This window comes from Paenibacillus sp. FSL R5-0470 (assembly GCF_037975205.1).
Classification (GTDB): Bacteria; Bacillota; Bacilli; order Paenibacillales; family Paenibacillaceae; genus Paenibacillus_AQ.
This window is the reverse complement of the sequence record NZ_CP150238.1, coordinates 4,408,826-4,428,985: the sequence shown is the minus strand read 5'-3', so window position 1 is coordinate 4,428,985 and position 20,160 is coordinate 4,408,826. Positions and strand designations below refer to the sequence as shown.

The following is a 20,160-nucleotide window of genomic DNA, read 5'->3' as shown; positions in this document are numbered from 1 at the left end:
ATTACGAACAAGCCATCCTTTAGTTCTTCTAAAGGATGGCTTGTTTTTTGTAAAAGGATATTAACTCATCTAGCAACCCTATCATAGAGAACGTAGTCCCAAGTCTCAAGTGCCTTGGGATTTTTTTGCTAAGAGGGGTAGTATAAAATCATGCTTAACCGGGTTATTGTTTGTCCTGGATTATGATATACATGGGGTTTGTCTGCGAGGAATGTGATAGAATCACCTGATTTCAAGAGGTATTCATTGTTATTGACACGGAAAGACAATTCTCCGTCAAACACGGTGATTAATTCTTCGGTACCTTCCATATGAGAATTGGCATCAAGGTATCCACCCTTGTCTATCTCCACGGTATAACCTTCAAACCGTTTACTTTCTTCAAATGGAAAAGATAGATACACTCGATATTTTCCGTTATCTTCAAGCAGTGGCTGAATGTCACTTCTTAAGATTATTCTTGTGTCGGGCTTTGGGTAATCTATCAGCGCAGAAAATGAAATTTTTAAGCCATTGGCGATTTTCCAAAGGGTTGTAATGGTTGGTGTCGATTCGCCTCTTTCGATTTGACCAATCATTGTTTTGCTGACGCCTGTTAATTCCGCAACCTTTTCCAGGCTTAACTCTTTACTTTTTCTTATCTTTTTTATATTTTCCGCAATAATTAGATTTATTTCTTCCACTGTAATTACTCCTGTCTCCATTTACTTTATAACGATCGTGATATACAATAAAACGCACGAATGTACGTTATAACGTCTGATGTATACATTATAGCATACAAGTTGGAAGGGGAGATATAATTTAGTGTTTGTTTCTTTGTTTTTATATGCATTTGTTGCAAGTTTTACTCCGGGACCCAATAACATTATGGCAATGACTTTTGCAAACCAAGTTGGGCTGAAAAAAACAATGAAATTTTGTTTAGGAGTGGGTACAGGATTTTTTATAATAATATTGTTATGCTCCTACTTTAATCTACTTTTGAATAATCTTCTTCCACAAATCAAATCTATTATGGCTGTAATAGGCGGAGTCTACATGCTGTATTTAGCAGTTAAAATGATTACAAGTAAACAACCAGAAAGTGATGCAGCTGGAGATAAACACAATAGCTTTATTGCGGGAATGCTTTTACAATTTATCAATCCAAAAGGGATATTATATGGGATCACAGTTACATCAACATTTATCTTTACCTATCCTTCTTCTTCTTTTAGATTATTGAGTTATTCTTTAATTCTTGCTTTCATCGGTTATATGGGCACTTTTTGTTGGTGTTTGTGTGGTTCTCTTTTCAAAAAAATGATATCTAAATATAGAAGTCAATTTAATGTATTGATGGGACTGTTGTTAGTGTATTGTGCAGTTTCGATAGTATTGGGATGAAGGATTATTAAGGGAAAAGCAATATTCGACCAATACTTTTTTGTCTAGTTATTTTTTACTACTAAAGCTTATGATATTGATGTATTGTGGATAGATACGAGGACAAAGGAGATGCAATATGCTACCATCACTCACATTTCTTAAACTTCAATTAGAGGGTGTTCTGCGTAATAAATTCGAGCAGGGGCATCAAACCTCCGGTTATTTAGCTAAGTTGGAAAAGCTCCCTGCAAGCTACGATGCCTATCTAGAATTCGCCCATAGCTTGGCTGTCATTCCAATGAGGGACAACTGGCCTTACTATGAGCCAAACGATTTAGATGAGATATGGCGGGAATGTGATCCGGCTCGACCTCTAGGTCAGGTCGGAATTTTGAATCTGAAGGATAGCTCAAAGCGTGTAGAGGCAGGTTTCCTTGCTTCAGTCTGTGGCTCAATGCTAGGCAAACCGATAGAGGTAAACCCCAGCTTGTTGGAAATACGTCAAGCGTTAACTTCTGTAGGGGAATGGCCACTGAATGATTACATTTCTGAAGAAACTCTCCATGCGCTGGATCGTCGTCATTGGTCTTGGTTTGAGACGACACGGGGGCGAATTCGTTATGTGGCACCTGATGATGATATCAATTACACATTAATGGGAATGATGGTGCTAGAACAATTCGGTGATGGTTTTTCGAAAAGGAATTTAAGAGATTTATGGTTAAATCATATTCCGCTAAGTACAACTTGGGGTCCGGAAAGAGCTATTTTGATGCGATCAGGCATTAGCTATTTGGAACATGATAAGGAACTATTCAATCATTCCGAAATAGAGGCTTGGCCTGATTTTATGGTGCAAGGTACGGAACTATGCGGTGCGGCGATTCGTGCAGATGCTTACGGATATGCCTGTCCTGGTCAACCTGCTCTGGCTGCTAAGCTAGCTTGGCGGGATGCAAGTTTTACTCATCGCCGGACCGGCATTTACTCCACGATGTTCATTGCTGCTGCGATTGCTGTTGCTCACGTGCAGCGCGATCCCATTGAAATAATCAATACGGCTCTGCAATTCGTCCCTAAAAGAAGCCGATTCTACGAGATTACTAAAGATTGCCTTGAGATGGTAGCGAATGCAGATGACTGGCTGGAAGCGTATCAGAGCATTAACCATAAGTATGCGAATTATTGTCACTGTGATGTTTATCAGGAAATAGGCACCTTAATTAATACCCTGCGATTTGCAGACAATGTTGGTGATGGAATATGCAAGCAGGTGATGCAAGGAAACGATACGGATAGCTTTGGAGCAACGGCGGGCTCTCTGCTTGGGGTTTATTTCGGTCCTGATCACTTGGAATCAAGGTGGCTTAAACCTTTTCAAGATCGGATTCATACGGGGCTTTCTAATTTTCATGAGCAAAGTCTTTCTTGTTTAGCGGAACGGATGGGGCGTTTACCAGAGCTGCTGCAAACCGGTCGTTATCAAGTTCAGCCTAGTGAGCTCTATGTGAGCAAGAATACGGATCTCGATACATAATAAGCTTACAAAAAGTCCACAGCAACAAATGTTGCTGGTGGATTTTTTTGCTTTTTATTTTTTTGAATTAGAGATGAATAATTCAATCGTGCTTTACAAAAACTTTATTCGATTAAGTCACTACTTTGCCAAATCAGGAGGGGTCGTTATTAAACCATTTATCGTAATAGTAGCGCTATTGCTCGTTACAGCTTGTTCGGGTAATCAATCTGCCAACAACCAAATGACTACTCAACAAACGAAGGTTGGACATCATGCTGGCAAAACAGCTACAACAACAACCTTAACTCAAGCGTCTTCTATTTCCACAGAGAATGCTGGGAAATCAACGATTAATGCTAAACAAGTACCCGGCGATGTAACGAAATGGCTGGATGGGTTTATCCGCACTACTCCACCTACAGGTGGTACAACAAGGGATCAAACCACTTATCCGCAAACTTCCGCTAAGCCACAGTATTCTGCTAATCCGCAACAATCGGCCAATCCACAATATTCTGCTAATCCGCAAACCTCCACCAATGCATCGGCATCTGTGCAGAAAGTATTGGAACTGGTAAACAAAGAAAGAACAAACGCAGGCTTGAAACCCCTTAGTTTGAATAGTGAGCTGTCGAAAATGGCTTTGGCTAAAGCGCAGGATATGTCCGATAACAATTATTTTGACCATCAGTCACCAACCTACGGATCTCCGTTCGACATGATGAAGGCATTTGGGATCTCCTATAATACAGCAGGTGAAAATATCGCCAAAGGCCAGTCGAGTCCGGAAGAAGTAATGAATCAATGGATGAATAGCCCTGGACACCGTGCCAACATCCTGAATAGTTCCTTTACTGAAATTGGAATAGGTTACTACAACAGTGAGTGGGTTCAAGAATTTATTGGTTAGTGTGATCAGCAATCTAAACGTCACATATTAAAAGCTAATTTTAAAACCCATGTCATCAGACATGGGTTTTATTTTTATAGAGGAGGGTAGTTAATTCCACATATGGCTGGAAGATCGAAAACGATGTTGATGATCTCTATTTCGTCTGGGTTTTGTCGATATGCTCGGAGGGTTGACCTTGCGATGATGGAGATTGCTGTGGCAGCCATTTTTGTACCAGTGGCCACATTAAATAAGTTATTGTGCCTACAATCAAGAAATTAAAGATAATGAGTTCTGAGGTACTCATGACGCGAAAAGAAGCCATTAGATTACGAAATGTTTCTTGTATGCTAAAGAGTGAAATGAAGTCAAGCAGAAAGATCAGTGCTATTACTAAGATTAATAAGAGTATAGTTACGACGAATATTTTCATACTACTTCCCTGCCTTCATTGTTAATCTTCCAATAATATTTGCTGTTAATGGGTAGAATAATCACGCAAAGAGCAGCAAATAATGGAGAGAAAGGTGAAGGGCATGGCAGAGGATGGCAATGCGAGTAGCAAAAGTACTGGAAGCAATCCACAATGGACCGTCCCTTCAATTCCGATTGATTCAACAGAATTAAGAGTCAATTTAGAGCAGATTCGCCAAAAGACAGGGAATAGTGGAGATATAATTATTCGAGAATTTACGATTGGGGGCTCGGAGGAGGAGCTTCAAGCCGCAATTATTTATGTGGATGGCATTGTTAACAATACAACCATTAATCAATTTGTCATGGAAGTCTTGCTGAACGTCATGCTGAGTAATGAACAAAGGACATTAAATGATCTGGTCCAAGTAATCACTGATAAAATTGTTCCAATAGGTGGTCTGAAGACACTTGTTCAATGGGATGAACTCTATGATGCTTTGTTGTGGGGGCAGACCATTTTATTAATTGATGGATCGAAAGAAGCACTAGCGATTGCTACATCGGGCGGTGAAGTCCGCGCCATAGATGAGCCTGGTACAGATACTTCTATTCGAGGATCTCGTGAAGGGTTTGTTGAGAGCCTAACGACAAATGTTTCGATGGTTCGGCGTCGCATAAGAAATCCTAATTTATGGCTGGAATCGATGACATTAGGTCAAGTTACACATACCAGGATAGGGATCATGTACATAAATGGGATTGCGGATGATAGCATTGTTGAAGAGGCGAAGCGACGTCTCCGCAAGATCAAATTGGATAGCATTCTGGAATCAGGATATATTGAGAAAATGATAGAAGATCAGAGTTTTACTCCGTTTCCAACGGTCCTACCTACAGAACGCCCAGATACCGTCGCTGCTAATCTTTTAGAAGGAAAAATTGCAATTATGGTGGATGGAACCCCCTTTATGCTAATCATCCCAGCCGTTTTTAATCAATTCTTTCAAATTACAGAGGATTCTTATCATCGGTATGATATCAGTGTTGCATTGCGGCTGTTACGCATCGTAATGTTTATCATTTCGATGATTGGACCTTCTTTCTATATTGCAGCAACAACCTTTCACCAAGAAATGATACCAACGCAGTTAGTGATTTCGCTTGTTTCACAGCTAGAAGCAACGCCATTTACCGCGTTTGTTGAGGCGTTATTAATGGAGGTTATTTTTGAAATTCTGCGTGAAGCGGGTGTTCGTATGCCAAAAGCAATTGGATCAGCAGTATCCATCGTTGGAGCACTTGTCATTGGGCAGGCAGCTGTACAAGCAGGTTTAGTGTCAACGGCAATGGTTATTGTTGTTTCACTTACAGCTATCTCTAGTCTAGCGACGCCTGTTTTCTCGATTGCTGTATCCGCGAGATTGTTACGTTTTCTCCTCATGATCAGTGCAGCAACGTTCGGTTTCTTTGGAATGATTCTTACCTTGATTATGATCATTGCACATATGTGTAGTTTACGTTCATTTGGTGTACCTTACATGGCTCCTTATAGTCCAATGATGCATGTAAAGAATAGTCAGATTCATGCACCTTTACCGATTTGGATGAGACATTTGATTCCAAAATTGATGAAGAAGCCTACAACAGAGCAAGTGGGTGATCAAGATGGGACGTAGAATGGCACGGCTTTGTTTGTCGATGGTTATGATTGCTCTCCTTACGGGTTGCTGGGATAGTCGAGAGTTAACGGATATCGGTTTTGTGGTTGCGATGGCGATTGATAAAGGAGAAAAAAAGAACATTAGGGTTACGGTTCAGATCGTGAATCCAATAAATGTCTCAAGTACACAAGGAGGAGGTAGCCCAATGCCTTTACCTCCAACCACATATTCGGCAGAAGGAAATAATGTATTTGATGCCACTCGCGTTCTCTCACAAAAACTTTCTAGGCAATTGCATTATGGTCATGCGATAGTTCTCTTGGTAGGTGAAGATTTAGCTACAACACAAGGGATAAAGAAGCTTTTTGACGGCATTGAGCGGGATAGTGAGTTTCGTCCTTCCGCTACAATGGTTATCGCGAGGGGAACGACGGGAGAAGAAATCATTAAACAACGAACGAGTCTCGATAATTCACCTGCCATTAAAATTAAGAAAATGGTAGCTGAAACCGAGAAAGCCTTTGGTGAAAATATCGATGAGAAAATATACCAAGTCATTCAAGCCATCGTCTCATCTGGTAAAGAACCTACGATTACTGGCATTCAACTCGATTCTACAAATAAAGAAGATAAATTAATGGCTAATGGGATTGCTACTTTTAAAGATGGAAAATTAATGAGGTGGTTAGACGGAAATGAAAGCCGTGGATTCTTATGGGTGTTAGGCAGAGTTAATTCGACATTGTTAACCATGGATTGGAATGGTCAGCCACATACAATCGGGATCGAGAATATACGAACCAAATCATCATTTCATTCAAGCTTTGATAAATCCGGTAAACCAATTATTGAGGTGAAGATTGGCGCGGATGCAAATATTGGTGAGGTTGATGTCCCAATTGATGTAACTAACCCGAAATTGTTCTTGCAAATTGAGCGCCTGTACATGCAAGCCGTTCATGATGAAGCGGTAGCCACGATTAAATTAATGCAACAGCAAAAGTCGGACATTTTTGGATTTGGAGAAGTGGTGCATCGTGATCACCCTAAGCAATGGAGAACGTTAAAGCGGGATTGGAACGATGTGACCTTTCCCACCATTGAAGTAAAAGTGATAGTGGAGGCTTATTTGCGTAATACTGGGTTGCGTAATAGAACCATAATGGAAAGTATCGATAATAGCTGATAAATGAATTGTTCATAGAGAGAAGGAGTGACGTTGGAAAAAGCAAAGATCAGTCCCCGTCAATTGCTTATTCTTGTATTGATGTTTGAAATCGTGAGCGCGATTATCTCCGGATTTGGTGCAGAAGCCAAGCAAGATGCATGGATCACCGCAGTCCTCGGAATGCTCGGGGGAATTTGTTTATTTCTAATCTATCATCGATTGTCTTTATTTTATCCGGATCTTCCGCTCACGGAATATGCGAAAAAAATATTAGGGCCCGTTGTGGGTCGTATCGTCGCCTTGTTATATGTCGTCTATTTCTTGTTTAATGGGAGTTTTGTAGTCCGTGAATTTGCCTCAATGGCTGTATCCTTTGTTTTTACACAGACTCCCTTTCTCGTTATTATTGCTTTGATGCTACTTTCGGTTATGTATGTCATTGGAAAAGGTATTGAGGTGTTGTCGAGGACAGCAGAGCTCTTTTTTTCTGTGTTACTTCTTGTTACTGTCACCGGTCTAAGCTCGATCCTTACGTCTGGGAATGTAAATCTTCAAAATTTAAGACCTGTACTCGAAGAGGGATGGTTAACCGTGCTGAAGCAATCGATTCCAAGCACCGTTGTATTTCCTTTTGGAGAGATTATAGTGTTCTTGATGTTGTTTCCCTATGTGAATAAACCGCAACAAGTGAAGAAAACAGTGATTACAGGATTATTGATCAGCGGATCTTTTATCGCGTTTGTTACGATGCTAAATGTGTCTGTCCTCGGTGCGGATCTATTTACAAGAACACAATACCCATTGCTGACAACCTCGGAGTTGATTGAGGGAAGAGCTTTACTAGAACGATTGGATGTATTGTTTCTCGTCACAGCTATTGTCGGTGGTTTTTTCCGGATCGGCATTTATTTATATGCGACGCTAATCGGTGCGGCAACATTGTTCGGTATTCCCTCCTATCGCAAATTAATGATCCCCGTGACTATGGTTATGTTTATTTGTTCCATTGCGATGGCAGGAAACTATGTAGAATTTATCTATACAGGATTACGTGTCGTCCGGTTCTATGTCCAGATTCCGATGCTGTTTATCATTCCACTAATACTTCTAGTGATGGGCTGGTTTCAAGAGAAGAAGAAGCTGAAATCTGCGAAATAAGGAGCTTATATTCTAGAGTTGCATTTATTAGCCTTTACAATTATACTCGTCATAGCAACTATAATCATGTCTATTATCTGGAGGCTATACCATTGGAATTAGAAAAATACATAGGCGTAATTGTACACCGGGCAGATTTAAAGCTGAATAACTATTATCAAAAAGTGGTAAATCCCTTTGATATTACGGTGGACCAATGGGAGATCCTCGTTATTCTTTGGGAGAGTGAAGGGATTACTCAAAAGGATATTGCTGAAAGACTATATAAAGATCAGACGAACATTGCGCGTATGCTCTTCAAGCTTGAAAAGAAAGGCTTTGTTTATCGTGTAACCCATGAGACGGATAGAAGATCTTTACGTGTATATCTAACCTCTAAAGGGCGTGAAATAAAAGATGAGATTCTTGCTCCCTCTCTTGAAGCGTATAGAAAGACCATTGAAGGGTTAACTGAGGAAGAGGTTGAAACCTTTAGAAGGCTACTTTCTGTCATTCATAATAATGTAAAGGATTTATAGTAGATTTTGTTTGTGAAAAGAGAAGCTCTTCACGCCAATTAGTTGCTATGACGATTATCGTCAAGACCATTTGTTTTGGATCGTTTTTTTATTACTTAATACTTGCTATAGCAACTAATGCTTCGACAATTATAAGGAGGATACAAAGATGAGAATAAGCAAAAATAAAATCGGGATTTTTGATGCCCAGTACAGAGCGTTGACTATCGGTATTATTCTGGCAGTCACAACAGTAGCATTTGAAGGATTGGGGGTTACGACGATTGCACCAAAGGTGGCGCAAAGTTTGAATGCGATCCATTATTATGGTTGGATTTTTAGTGCATTTCTTTTATCCCAAATCATTGGCACAATGGTCATTGGACAGCAGATTGATAAGAATGGTGTATATAAATCATTTGTAGTTTCTATTCTAATCTTTGTTACGGGTATCATCATTGCAGCAAATTCCTTCAATATTTACATGTTGATCGGCGGAAGAGCTTTTCAAGGTTTCGGAGCAGGTGCACTTTTAACTTGTGTATACTCCAGCATTACTTTAAGTTACCCTGACAGTCTAAGAACAAAAATACTTGCAGCTTTCTCTAGTGCTTATATTCTTCCAGCATTAATTGGTCCTTATATCGCAGGGCTTTTAGCCGAAAATCTTTCGTGGAGGTTTGTGTTCTGGCTTGTTCTACCGTTCATTGTTCTATCTGTATGCTTAACGCTCCCATTATTTCGTAAGTTACAAACTGAAAATAATAATACTTCAACGACGAAAAGAGGGACGTATAAAGAAATATATGCAATTTTATTAACATTAGGAACAGGGCTGCTATTAGCAGGATTAGGATTTTTACCTTCTTGGAAAGGGATTGTGTTTTCAATTGCAGGGGGCTTAATTATGATTCAACCTTTACGGAAACTGCTGCCTGAGGGTGCTTTAGTAGTTAAAAAAGGTTTGCCGGCAACCATTGTTACTAGAGGGCTGTTTGTTGCATGCTACTATGCTGTTGAAAGCTATGTTGTTCTAGCTCTAACAAATGTTAAAGGGTTATCGGCAGATATTGCGGGCTTAATCGTTGCTGCTGGGGCTATAAGTTGGTCAATAGCAGCGTGGATGCAATCCAAGCTTGATGAACAAGACCATGGGAGGGGCCGTAGACAACGGGTGACGATTGGCGTTGCTTTTATGATAGTCGGAGTTGCGCTGGTCATAACCGTGATAGGCATTTCAGGTAATGGAATTGTGCTCGCAGTGTTCTCACAAATACTTACCGGTTTTGGAATAGGGCTGGCACATCCAACCACGGGAGCTATTGCACTACAGCATGCCGAAGATGGCGATGCAGGTTCAATTTCAGCGAATATTCAATTTATTGATGCGTTTAGTCCTGCTCTTAGCATCGGATTAGGCGGTGCCCTAATTACCATTAGTGAATCCTTTGGATGGGGCGTAATGACAGGAATCCTCTTGGCCTTATCGATCCAGCTTCTTTTCGTAATTTTAAGCTTTATAGCTACTTTCCGAATTGCGAAGAAGGCGAGCTGAGGCAGATATAATATATGACTGTGAAAGCGAGGGGGAAGACAAGGTTGTACTGACTGTAGCCCATTTAAACATCTCATATCCCATCTTTATGGGATTGGTCCTGGCAATGGATCTACTTATAATTGTTAGTAATTCTTAGACAAATATGAGTGGGGACGGGATCAGCATGAATGTTGCAAAAAATACAGAGCTAGCGGGCACCCGCAGGCGGCGGTTGGGTATGATGGCGGCTATTTGTATGGGAGCTTTTATTTCCCATTTTACAGCCGGAATTATGAATGTATCGCTTCCTTTTTTTATAAATCATTTTCAGACGGAGCTTGCGAAGGGGTTATGGATCACAACAGGGTACCTACTAGTGATTACTGCGCTTCTCCCTGTGATGGGAAAACTGGGTGATCGTTATGGGTTTCGCCGCATTCATAATCTCGGATATGTGATTTTTACAGTTGGTTCGATCTTGGTCGCTTTTTCACCTAATCTGCCAATATTGCTTACGCTTAGAGTTGTGCAGGGCATAGGTGCTGCGATGTTCCAAGCAACGAATATTGCGCTCATCACCATCCATATGCCGAAAGAGAAAAGAGGACATGCACTCGGAATTCTGAGTACGGCTGTCGCACTGGGCGGGATGACAGGCCCTATTGCGGGAGGTTTGATTGCGGAGTGGCTTAGCTGGCAGTGGCTATTTTTGATCCATGTTCCTGTGGCAATTGTGGCTACAGCTATGGCTTACCGGTACATTCCGAGCCGTATGCAAGATCGTAAGTCGGGAACTGTCAGCATCGTGGGGGCTAGCTTGTTCATGGTATGGATAACCTTGCTTCTTCTCGTGATAACAAATGGGAGCAAGTGGGGGTGGGTGTCTACGCAGACGATGGCGAGTTTGATGGGGTTTATCCTGCTGTTGGTCACGTTTCTATTATGGGAACGGAGGCAAAAGACACCTTTTTTACCTCTTCGGGCGCTGAGAATTCCTGCTGTGGCGTGTGGCTTGATCGTTAGCTGTGCCTCTTTTATTCTTTCTAATACCTTGCTTGTCCTTATTCCATTTTATTTGATGGGAGCAGCGGTTCAGTTTTCGTCCTCCACGACCGGTTACATTATGGCGGCTTATCCTATTGCATTGGCCTTTGCAGGTCCTCTTGCAGGCTACTGGTCTGATCGTTATGGTTCTCGTCGGCTGATGCTTATGGGGCTGAGTGCTATGGGAGGCGGGTTCGTCCTGTTGCTAGTATTTTTAGAGAATATCCCGGTCTATGGAATCGCTGCGATTCTATGTCTTATTGGACTTGGTATGGGGCTCATTGCTTCTCCGAATAATAGCTATATTATGCAGCAGACGCCTAAGGAACACGTGGGTTCAATTGGTGGAATAATTGCCTTAACACGAAATGCGGGGATGGTGTTTGGCTCAGCACTTGGACTTGGGATGGTGAGTGGAGAGATAGGGCAGGAGAATCAGCTACAGGCGTTCAAAATGGTTTTTGGGATTAATATTTTCATTTGTATAGGCGTTATTATAATGATGGTTGTTATCAATAGACGGCCATTTAAATCTGCTTGATCTAAAAAAATGTGTGTGTAATCACAACTCAAGGTTTGGTGTTCTGTTACGTTGAGAGTAACGAAAGATTATCTAAATATGGAGGATAACGATATGTTTTGTTACCAGTGTGAACAGACACCGACTGGCGGTTGCACCGTTGTTGGAGTATGCGGCAAAAATGAAACCATTGCGAGTTTACAGGACACGATGATTTTTGCCTTAAAAGGAATTGCAGCTTATGCAACACATGCTCGGCAGCTAGGATATAGTGATCCCGAGGTGGATCGAATTACCCACGAAGCTTTGTATATGACCTTGACCAATTCCAACTTTAATACGCAGGAGCATTTGGAAATGGCGATGAAGGTTGGAGATGCGGCGGTTCGCGTCATGGATCTGCTGGATCGTGCGCATACGGACCGCTTCGGGATTCCACAACCAATCACAGTCAGCCAGAATAAAATTGAAGGTCAATGTATTGTGGTGACAGGGCATAACCTGTATGCACTCGAGGAATTGCTGCAGCAGACGGAAGGAAAGGGCATCAACATCTATACCCACTCGGAAATGCTACCTGCCCATGGCTATCCTGCGCTCAAGAAGTATAAACATCTGAAAGGCAACATCGGCAAAGCTTGGTACGATCAACGCAGACTTTTCGAGCAGTTTCCTGGTGCGATTCTTGCAACTACAAACTGTGTGATGCCGATTAAGGGTACGTATGCAGACCGCTTTTTCTCATATGAAGTAGCAGGGCTGGAAGGTGTAGCGAAAATCACGAATGACGATTTCTCCCCACTGATTAATCGTGCGTTGTCATTACCTGCGGCTGATGTAGAGTCAGATCTGGTACTTACGACAGGATATCATCATGAAACAGTAATCGGGCTGGCACCAGAGATCATTCAAGCTGTCAAAGATGGGCATATCCGCCGGTTTTTCGTCATTGCAGGTTGTGACGCGCCAGGTAAAGGTGGGAATTATTACCGCGAGTTGGCGACCTCCTTACCGAACGATACCGTCATTTTAACCACTTCTTGCGGAAAATTCCGCTTTAATGACGTAGATTATGGAACTGTTGGAGACACAGGCATTCCGCGTTATATTGACCTTGGGCAATGTAATAATTCTGGTTCTACGGTGAAGATTGCTTTAGCTCTGGCTGAGGCATTTGATTGTACGGTGAACGAGCTACCTGTCAGCATCGTGCTGTCTTGGTTTGAGCAGAAAGCAGTAGCCATTCTGCTTGGTTTGTTCAGTCTTGGCATTCAGGATATTCGTATCGGACCGAAACCGCCTGAGTTTATCTCGGATGGGGTGTTGGATGTGTTGGTAGAGCTCTTTGGATTGAAGCTGATTACAACTGCCGAGGAAGATATGAACGCGATGTTGGCGTTGTCGTAGGTTTAATAATCATGTTATGTGGAATAGTTCGACAGAGGGTGTCCCAAAAGTCATAAAATGACGGAGGGACACCCTCCTTTTTTAATGTGGGGGCGTAGCGGTCATTTCCAAAATTCAGGTGAAAAGTAGGTAGACTCAGGACAAGCGATCACTATAATGGAAATAAGATACATTCATAGAACCGATTTATAGCATATAAACAAGAATTCGGCTGAGTAAATAAGCGATTAGAGGAGGCTATCTCGTGGGAAGATCATTCGCAAATTTGCATATCAGGTCGAACAACCTTGAGAACACGTCGAAGCATTAAGAAAGCTAAGCGAAAGGCATGGCGAAATATTAGGTAAGTCAAATAATGAGGCTACAGAGATCAAAGTTGTCATGTACGTAAGCAAAAGCAACGAGAACTGGATCAGCGTGCTCCACGATTATTTTGTATGGGGTACGGTGAAGGAGATCGGCAAAACGTTGTCCTCGCTTATCGAGGAGCCTGTGATGACCGCCGGATATATGAATGAGGAAATATTCGAGTTGTCGTTTTTCGAGAATGGAAACCTTCAAGCCGAAAGAATCTTTTGTGAACAGTGGACGAGGGATGAATATGAACAACTCAAAGAAGAGCGTCTTAATGATGACTACTTGTGGAAAGCGTTGGATTTCCGTATTGAGGATTTTGAGGACCTCATTAGTATTACGAGACCGGAACAAGCCGTAGATAAGCTGTCAGAAATCGTAAGAATGTCTTTATGGAGTGATTCGGAGTGGATCCCGCATGAAGAAACTCTCAGAGAACGTTTTGGGACATATGAATTTTGAAAAAAGTATGAAGGAATACCGGAATCATGTTAGCGTTAAAGTTTATCTGTTATCTGGGTATTGTTCGTATGCCATTGATTCTCTGTAAACAGGAGGAGTATTTATGTACATCGTATCCCGGCCAACACCGCCGTCTTTTATGAACAGGATGCTGGGCAGGCGTTTGAAGTTATGAAGCAGTGGCTCTTGTCGAAAGAGTGCAAAGCGATTTCAGAAAATAACAGATGAACTGCTGCCATTAGAGGAATTAGAAAATACATGGAAGTTCCTAATTTATTGATCAGACGATAGTTCTTTAACCGCGAATATTAGTTCAATTAGCAGTTAATTCACGTCGAATTGATCTTGATATGTTTTAGTGGAAAGGATGATAGAAATGCCAAATGATAACCAAGCTCGTCCTTCAGCTGGTTCTGTTAGAGAAGTTGGTAGTTATCCTATCGATCTGACAGGTCCATGCAGTCACAATCTTGTCATTAAGCCTGGTGTGGGTAGTCTATCTATTGGTCCGTCGCAATTGGGGAAGAAGGCAGACCTTCATGTCGCGTCTGATGCGCAAATCGATTGGACCGTATTTGATGCCTTTGCCACGCCGGCTGGCTCTCCCTGGCCACGATTTCTACATTATACAGGCAGTGACCCAGGCTTCTTTGACTGGGCAAAGAAACGGCCCATTGAAGAGATGACGTGGACACCGATCCTGTCTGCAGACACGGTGGTGGACACCAGTCAGTCCAATTTGCATGGCTTGCATATCGAGTTGGCCCCATCCGGGAGTTCCCTTAGCCTAAAGCTTCCAAAGCGGTCTTTCCGTCTGAGTGTGTCCGGCGATCTAACACGCTTCTCGGCCACAGGCGATATGCCATCTTCCCTGACACTGGCGCCGCGTACCGGCCGACGCAAGAATGATATTCCTTTCTTGCTGCCCGACCTGGGTGAGTTGCACCAGGTAACGAGCTTGACGCTACAGAACACACCGCTGGGACAGCCTATCTCGCTGGAGTGTCTAAATCGGTATCCAAACCTTAACTCTTTGAGTTTGTGGGGGAACTTCTGCGACCTGGACATATTGGCTCAACATGCCAAATTAATGAATCTGGAGCTACGTTTCATGCCGGATCTGGGGGAGCTTCCTACCTTGAACTCCTGGCCGTTGCTTGACAGATTCATCGCCTACAATGTGGAAGAGATCGCTGGCAAGCATCTGAAACAGCAAATGAAAAAACGAGCTGAAGCACGCCCTTGGACCGACCATGCTTCAGTGAGCCAATTACGAAAGCCTGAGTGGTGGACGACAGAGTTCGGCCGCCCGTTCTCGTCCTGGCCTAAACGTCTGGCCAAGCTGGCTAATGAAGCTTATAACGTTGCACAGGCAACTTTGTCCGAGGCCCGAACCTTTGCCGAAGCCGAGGCAGCCATTTCTGCCTTCACCGCGCGCTTTAACAACCTCAAAGGCATCGAAACCATCGAACGAGAAGACCTTGCTGAAGCGGTATGGCAACTCAGCCAGTCTGATCATCTGATTGGTCAGCCAATAACAGAGGAGATGGCTCAACGCTGGTTCGATGCATCGCGCGATTACTGAATGAATTGAAAGTCATTACAAGCCTTGAACAGCTACAATCTTTTAAGAAAAGATTGAAAAAATATGTAATTAGGAGCAATGGAAGGTAAGTAAAAGAATGTACCTCTATTGCTCCTTCTCTCATTTAACCCTCCCAATTTAAAGAGTGCACTACATTATACTGGCGGGATATTGTTATATGATTAACCCCATTTCACGGAGTCTATCTTTAATTTTCTTTATACGAGCTTCTTTTTCGGTAGCTTCAGTTAATACCACCACAGATGTTTCGTTATACTTCTTTATAATCCTCTTTAAAGTTAATTCTTTCATATCCTTTTTACTCTGCATTGTAACACGAGGGACAATGGTATGGTTTTCTATGGTTTTGGGATCTGTAGAAATTCGTTCTAGTAAATTAAGTAGAAGCATTAGTCTTTTGTGTCCCAACCTCGGAACTTGGTATAGTTTTTTCCATGTGGAATTTAGTAGGTGATCAAGGTTTATATATCCCTTGGAGTATAGAGCATTTATGAGGCCCGTTAAATTTGGTCCCTGCTCTTCTGCATAAGCAACAGTTGCAATACAAGCAATATCCTTACTATAAAGATGCGCTGGAAGTGGGAAAAATTGTCTTAACGCTGCATTTCCATCGATGATGTCATTCATGATGATTTACCTCCATTAAAAATATTTGGTCATTATTCACGTATAGAATTCTGGTGAAGGTTGTGCAAAATATTATTACACTCTGCATTATTAAAACCCAAGTTACTGATCATTTTCTGAACATCAGCAAAGTCCATTGCCTGAGCATGTAGAATATTCAGAAGATTTTACTATTTAATAAGTAACAATCGACTCGAATATTCGCTGCTGCGCTTCGTAATCAACACTAAGTAATGGTATGATGTAGGCATCAATTTTATGGGGTGCATTATGATGGATATTCGAATCAAAGAACTGCTTGATGCTACACAGCAAAAATATGGATTGGACAACTACTACTTACACTCTCATGAAATTTATCGCGACGTTACGATACTGGGAGAGACCAACTATTTTCTTAGTATGGAATGGTTTCCTGCACATATGAAGGAATGGAAGGGCGATTACAATCCGGAAGGAACTGCCGTCATCACGATTGACCTACAGTCCCGCAACTATAAAAGTGTGATTTTTGTTGGCGGGATATCTTATGCGAATGGGACACCATTCCAAAATATAGATTTTAACGGAGTCATCCGGTGGATTGAAGATGAGGCAAGGATTGTATACGGTAAACAATTCCACTTAGAGAAGGAACAGATTGGAGAATATCATTTTATTGAGAAAATAGGTAGCATACCAGTCACTCCTGGTGGACGGATCGAGCTTCGCTTCGATGCGGAAGGCAGGCTTGTTTTTTACAGTGTATATGGCCAGTTTCCTTCCAGCTCCCTTGTGCATAAAGAGAACTATACTCTCACACTTCAAACGATAGAGCCACAGGCGAGGAAACAACTACAGCTTATAGAATATCCGGTGTACGAGACGAAGCAACTCCTGTCGATCTATGGGATAGAAGAAATCTACATTACAAATGACGGAACAACAACCATCCCATTTGAGTTTATATCAGGTACAAGAGCACGACTGAATATTGATCAAGTAATCCATTGGGAGCAACAGAATACGGAGCTGGAGCCGTTCGAAAGGACGGAGATACGTTTACTTGAGGTTGTTACCATTGAGCAGGCAATAGCTAGTGAGCCGCATCCGGACTCATTTCCTATCACAGACGCAGAACAAGCCGAATGTATAGCCGCAGTCGAAGCTGGTTTAAGCCAGCTCTATCCAGATGAATCCGGACAATGGATACTGAAGACTTTACAACGGGAAAGAGGACATATTCAGGCAACACTGAGGATGAAGGCGCCAAGTAATCGTATATTCCAACGTAAAATCCTCCTGTTCATCGATGTGCAGAGTTATAAGGTTATAAATTATATGGATAACAAGCCAATGCTTGATACGTTTGATGAGTTCAAGAGCGAAGGGGAAATTGCTGTGAGCCATGACGAAGCTTATGACAAGCTCAAGGGATGGTTCGAATTAACACCCGTCTATGTGTATGATCCTGAGCAGAAGAAGTATGTGCTGTGCGGGAAGTTAGATTGTAATTATGCTTTGAAGGCTACTAGCGGAGATGTGGTGGAGTTGAATAGCTTGGAATAATAGTGCCAGCTTCCTTATACGAGTAGGATGAATAAAGGGAATGAAGTATAGCAAGGTGATGCAAATATAATAACATGATTAGAACTTACTAATTTTGTGAGTTACTTTGGGAGTTGAAAATATGTCGACAGCTACAGGAACCAAGGAAAATCCTTGGAAATTAAAGACACCACCGCAAACATCCGAGTATGAAATGTACAAGGTCGAAAAAGACGGTAAAGAAATTATAGTTTGCACTGTAGGGAAAACGGTTTTGCATTATGAATATCGTTGTATTGAAGATCTGCACGCCATGCTTATACAAAATGGTGATTGGATGGAGTTAGGAAGTGCTGATGAGCAAAAACCAGCAAAAGAAGGTACAGTTGAAGCATGGGGTCGATCACCTGAAAACCCTGTTGGCGGTTGGTATGGATTAAAGAAGGGACTTCGGGGGCGATTCGGAATGTATATCCCACCGTTGCTCGAAGAATTGGGTCTTGCGGAAGTAGAGCATAATCCAAGAAACAATCGGATGAAAGCGATCTTGTAAACGAAGGAGAGCCTAAAGGCTCTTCTTTTTTTGAGCCATGCCCCTAACCGGTGGTCTTTCGTACACATTGCAGTGATTAATTTAGTTACAAAACGTTTTTTTTAGTTACATAAACTTTCAAGAGCAGGGCCTTTGCCGTTAAGCTGATTGTAAAAATATTCACAAGGGGGCAAAGCTATAACATGAATAAAAAAGTAACCACTGCTCTTATTCTCGTTCTCTCAGTCATGCTTGTTATCACAGGATGCGGCAACAGCAACAGCAGCAATGGAAACGGGAACAAGAACACCAGCAAGAACAACAGCAAGATCAACGAGACAAAGGAAACTGAAGCTGTTTCGGGAGCATCCAAAGCTAGCTATACACCGTACGATCAACTAAAAGATAAATATGACATCATCATTATTGGTGCAGGCGGTGCCGGAATGTCTGCTGCACTTGAGGCGAGAGCAAAAGGTATGAACCCGGTTATTTTTGAAAAAATGCCGGTTGCCGGCGGAAATACAACAAAATCATCTTCGGGAATGAATGCTTCTGAAACGAAATTCCAAAAAGAGCAAGGCATTGAAGACAGCAATGATCTGTTTTATGAAGAGTCCTTAAAAGGTGGCCATGATACGAACGATAAAGAGATGCTTCGTTTCTTCGTAGACAATTCCGCAAGTGCGATTGATTGGCTGGATTCTATCGGGATTAGATTGAATAATATCACGATTACAGGCGGGATGAACGAAAAACGTACACATCGTCCTGAAGATGGCTCTGCAGTAGGACAATACCTTGTCAAAGGTTTGGTGGAAAACGTACAAGAACAAGGCATTCCCCTTTTTGTGAACGCCAATGTCAAGGAAATTACCGAAAAAGACGGTAAGGTCAATGGCGTCAAAGTTATCTTTGACCAAACGGAAGAGAAAACGATTACAGCGTCTGCTGTCGTGGTGACAACCGGCGGTTTCGGCGCCAATTTAGACATGATTTCAGTAGTCAGATCTGATTTGGAGGGGTACGTTACCACCAACCAGCCTGGCAGCACCGGTGACGGTATCAAGATGATTGAGAAGCTCGGCGGTACCACAGTCGATATGGATCAAATCCAAGTTCACCCGACTGTGCAGCAGGAAAAATCCTATCTCATTGGGGAGGCTGTTCGTGGGGAAGGAGCGATCCTGGTTTCAAGTGCAGGCAAACGTTTCACAAACGAACTGGATACAAGAGATAATGTCACCGCTGCAATCAATAAGCTTCCTGAGAAATCTGCGTTTCTTGTATTTGATTCCGGCGTAAAATCTCGCGCTAAAGCGATTGAACAATATGAAAAAATGGGCTTCGTTATCCAAGGAGATTCGATCGAGGCTTTGGCAAAAGAAATGGACGTACCGGCAGATCAGTTGAAAACTACACTGGACAGCTGGAACAGCGCGGTGACGAATAAACAGGATGCCGACTTCGGCAGAACAACCGGAATGGACAATGACTTGTCCGACGCGCCATATTATGCAATTAAAATCGGCCCGGGAATTCACTACACGATGGGAGGCGTGAAAATCAACACCAACACAGAAGTTTTAAATAAGGACGGACAACCGATTCCAGGCCTTTTTGCAGCAGGAGAAGTTACCGGAGGCTTGCATGGTCAAAACCGGATCGGCGGTAACTCTGTTGCGGAAATCATTATTTTCGGCCGCCAAACGGGTATAAAATCCGCTGAATTCGTAAAAGCACAATAAGTTATCCCCCTGCCTCTTTTCGGCTAGGCAAACAAACGCTTGGGCTCATCTTAGCCATGCGTTTGTTGTTTTATTATAACAGTGTAGCGTATAAGGTCATAGCCAGCCTTGCA

At 42.3% G+C, this 20,160-nt stretch carries 18 protein-coding genes; 15 read left to right on the top strand and 3 right to left on the bottom strand.

Annotation, left to right across the window (positions count from 1 at the left end):
• Window positions 1-128: 128 nt before the first annotated feature.
• A complete protein-coding gene (locus MKY99_RS19600) occupies window positions 129-683 on the bottom strand; it encodes an XRE family transcriptional regulator (RefSeq protein ID WP_339265854.1) in 555 nt (184 codons plus the stop codon).
• A gap of 124 nt (window positions 684-807) precedes the next feature.
• Between MKY99_RS19600 and MKY99_RS19595 the strand changes: the two genes are divergently transcribed.
• The 3 genes from MKY99_RS19595 to MKY99_RS19585 all read left to right on the top strand — a co-directional run bounded on the left by MKY99_RS19595 (window position 808) and on the right by MKY99_RS19585 (window position 3,800).
• Window positions 808-1,389, top strand: coding sequence for a LysE family transporter (locus MKY99_RS19595; RefSeq protein ID WP_339265852.1), 582 nt, complete (start codon window positions 808-810; stop codon window positions 1,387-1,389).
• 118 nt (window positions 1,390-1,507) lie between these two features.
• The gene (locus MKY99_RS19590) at window positions 1,508-2,908 is read left to right on the top strand and encodes an ADP-ribosylglycohydrolase family protein (protein WP_339265850.1); all 1,401 of its coding nucleotides are present in this window, start codon (window positions 1,508-1,510) and stop codon (window positions 2,906-2,908) included.
• A gap of 73 nt (window positions 2,909-2,981) precedes the next feature.
• Complete coding sequence (locus MKY99_RS19585) at window positions 2,982-3,800, top strand: CAP domain-containing protein (RefSeq protein WP_339265848.1); 819 nt, start codon at window positions 2,982-2,984, stop codon at window positions 3,798-3,800.
• A gap of 136 nt (window positions 3,801-3,936) precedes the next feature.
• Here MKY99_RS19585 and MKY99_RS19580 read toward each other — a convergent pair whose 3' ends face one another.
• A complete protein-coding gene (locus MKY99_RS19580; RefSeq protein WP_339265847.1) occupies window positions 3,937-4,215 on the bottom strand; it encodes a hypothetical protein in 279 nt (92 codons plus the stop codon).
• 82 nt (window positions 4,216-4,297) lie between these two features.
• Between MKY99_RS19580 and MKY99_RS19575 the strand changes: the two genes are divergently transcribed.
• The 9 genes from MKY99_RS19575 to MKY99_RS19535 all read left to right on the top strand — a co-directional run bounded on the left by MKY99_RS19575 (window position 4,298) and on the right by MKY99_RS19535 (window position 15,592).
• Window positions 4,298-5,875: a spore germination protein gene (locus MKY99_RS19575; protein WP_339265845.1), complete on the top strand. Its 1,578-nt coding sequence runs from the start codon at window positions 4,298-4,300 to the stop codon at window positions 5,873-5,875.
• A complete protein-coding gene (locus MKY99_RS19570; protein WP_339265843.1) occupies window positions 5,865-7,046 on the top strand; it encodes a Ger(x)C family spore germination protein in 1,182 nt (393 codons plus the stop codon). Before MKY99_RS19575 ends, MKY99_RS19570 begins: the two co-directional genes overlap by 11 nt.
• Window positions 7,047-7,079: 33 nt before the next feature.
• On the top strand, window positions 7,080-8,186 hold the full coding sequence (locus tag MKY99_RS19565; protein WP_339265841.1) for an endospore germination permease: 1,107 nt from the start codon (window positions 7,080-7,082) through the stop codon (window positions 8,184-8,186).
• Window positions 8,187-8,278: 92 nt separating this feature from the next.
• Window positions 8,279-8,704 (top strand): MarR family transcriptional regulator, encoded by a 426-nt coding sequence (locus MKY99_RS19560; RefSeq protein WP_339265840.1) that lies wholly within the window; start codon window positions 8,279-8,281, stop codon window positions 8,702-8,704.
• Between the two features lie 148 nt (window positions 8,705-8,852).
• Window positions 8,853-10,238, top strand: a complete 1,386-nt coding sequence (locus MKY99_RS19555) for an MFS transporter (protein WP_339265839.1) — start codon at window positions 8,853-8,855, stop codon at window positions 10,236-10,238.
• Between the two features lie 166 nt (window positions 10,239-10,404).
• Window positions 10,405-11,805, top strand: coding sequence for an MFS transporter (locus MKY99_RS19550; protein WP_339265837.1), 1,401 nt, complete (start codon window positions 10,405-10,407; stop codon window positions 11,803-11,805).
• A gap of 93 nt (window positions 11,806-11,898) precedes the next feature.
• Window positions 11,899-13,191: a hydroxylamine reductase gene (gene hcp / locus MKY99_RS19545; protein WP_042189677.1), complete on the top strand. Its 1,293-nt coding sequence runs from the start codon at window positions 11,899-11,901 to the stop codon at window positions 13,189-13,191.
• A gap of 381 nt (window positions 13,192-13,572) precedes the next feature.
• Window positions 13,573-14,007, top strand: coding sequence for a hypothetical protein (locus tag MKY99_RS19540; RefSeq protein ID WP_339265835.1), 435 nt, complete (start codon window positions 13,573-13,575; stop codon window positions 14,005-14,007).
• 376 nt (window positions 14,008-14,383) lie between these two features.
• Window positions 14,384-15,592, top strand: a complete 1,209-nt coding sequence (locus MKY99_RS19535; protein ID WP_339265833.1) for a hypothetical protein — start codon at window positions 14,384-14,386, stop codon at window positions 15,590-15,592.
• A 174-nt stretch (window positions 15,593-15,766) separates the two neighbouring features.
• Here the strand turns inward: MKY99_RS19535 and MKY99_RS19530 are convergent, their stop codons facing one another.
• Entirely contained in the window at window positions 15,767-16,240 is a 474-nt protein-coding gene (locus tag MKY99_RS19530) for a hypothetical protein (protein ID WP_339265831.1), read from the bottom strand.
• Window positions 16,241-16,510: 270 nt separating this feature from the next.
• Here MKY99_RS19530 and MKY99_RS19525 point away from each other — a divergent pair, with 270 nt between their 5' ends.
• The 3 genes from MKY99_RS19525 to MKY99_RS19515 all read left to right on the top strand — a co-directional run bounded on the left by MKY99_RS19525 (window position 16,511) and on the right by MKY99_RS19515 (window position 20,047).
• Window positions 16,511-17,788 carry a hypothetical protein gene (locus MKY99_RS19525; protein ID WP_339265829.1) on the top strand — a complete coding sequence of 426 codons (1,278 nt, stop codon included), beginning with the start codon at window positions 16,511-16,513 and terminating at the stop codon, window positions 17,786-17,788.
• 121 nt (window positions 17,789-17,909) lie between these two features.
• Window positions 17,910-18,320 (top strand): DUF6855 family protein, encoded by a 411-nt coding sequence (locus tag MKY99_RS19520; RefSeq protein ID WP_339265828.1) that lies wholly within the window; start codon window positions 17,910-17,912, stop codon window positions 18,318-18,320.
• A 182-nt stretch (window positions 18,321-18,502) separates the two neighbouring features.
• Window positions 18,503-20,047, top strand: a complete 1,545-nt coding sequence (locus MKY99_RS19515) for a flavocytochrome c (RefSeq protein WP_339265826.1) — start codon at window positions 18,503-18,505, stop codon at window positions 20,045-20,047.
• Window positions 20,048-20,160 lie beyond the last annotated feature (113 nt).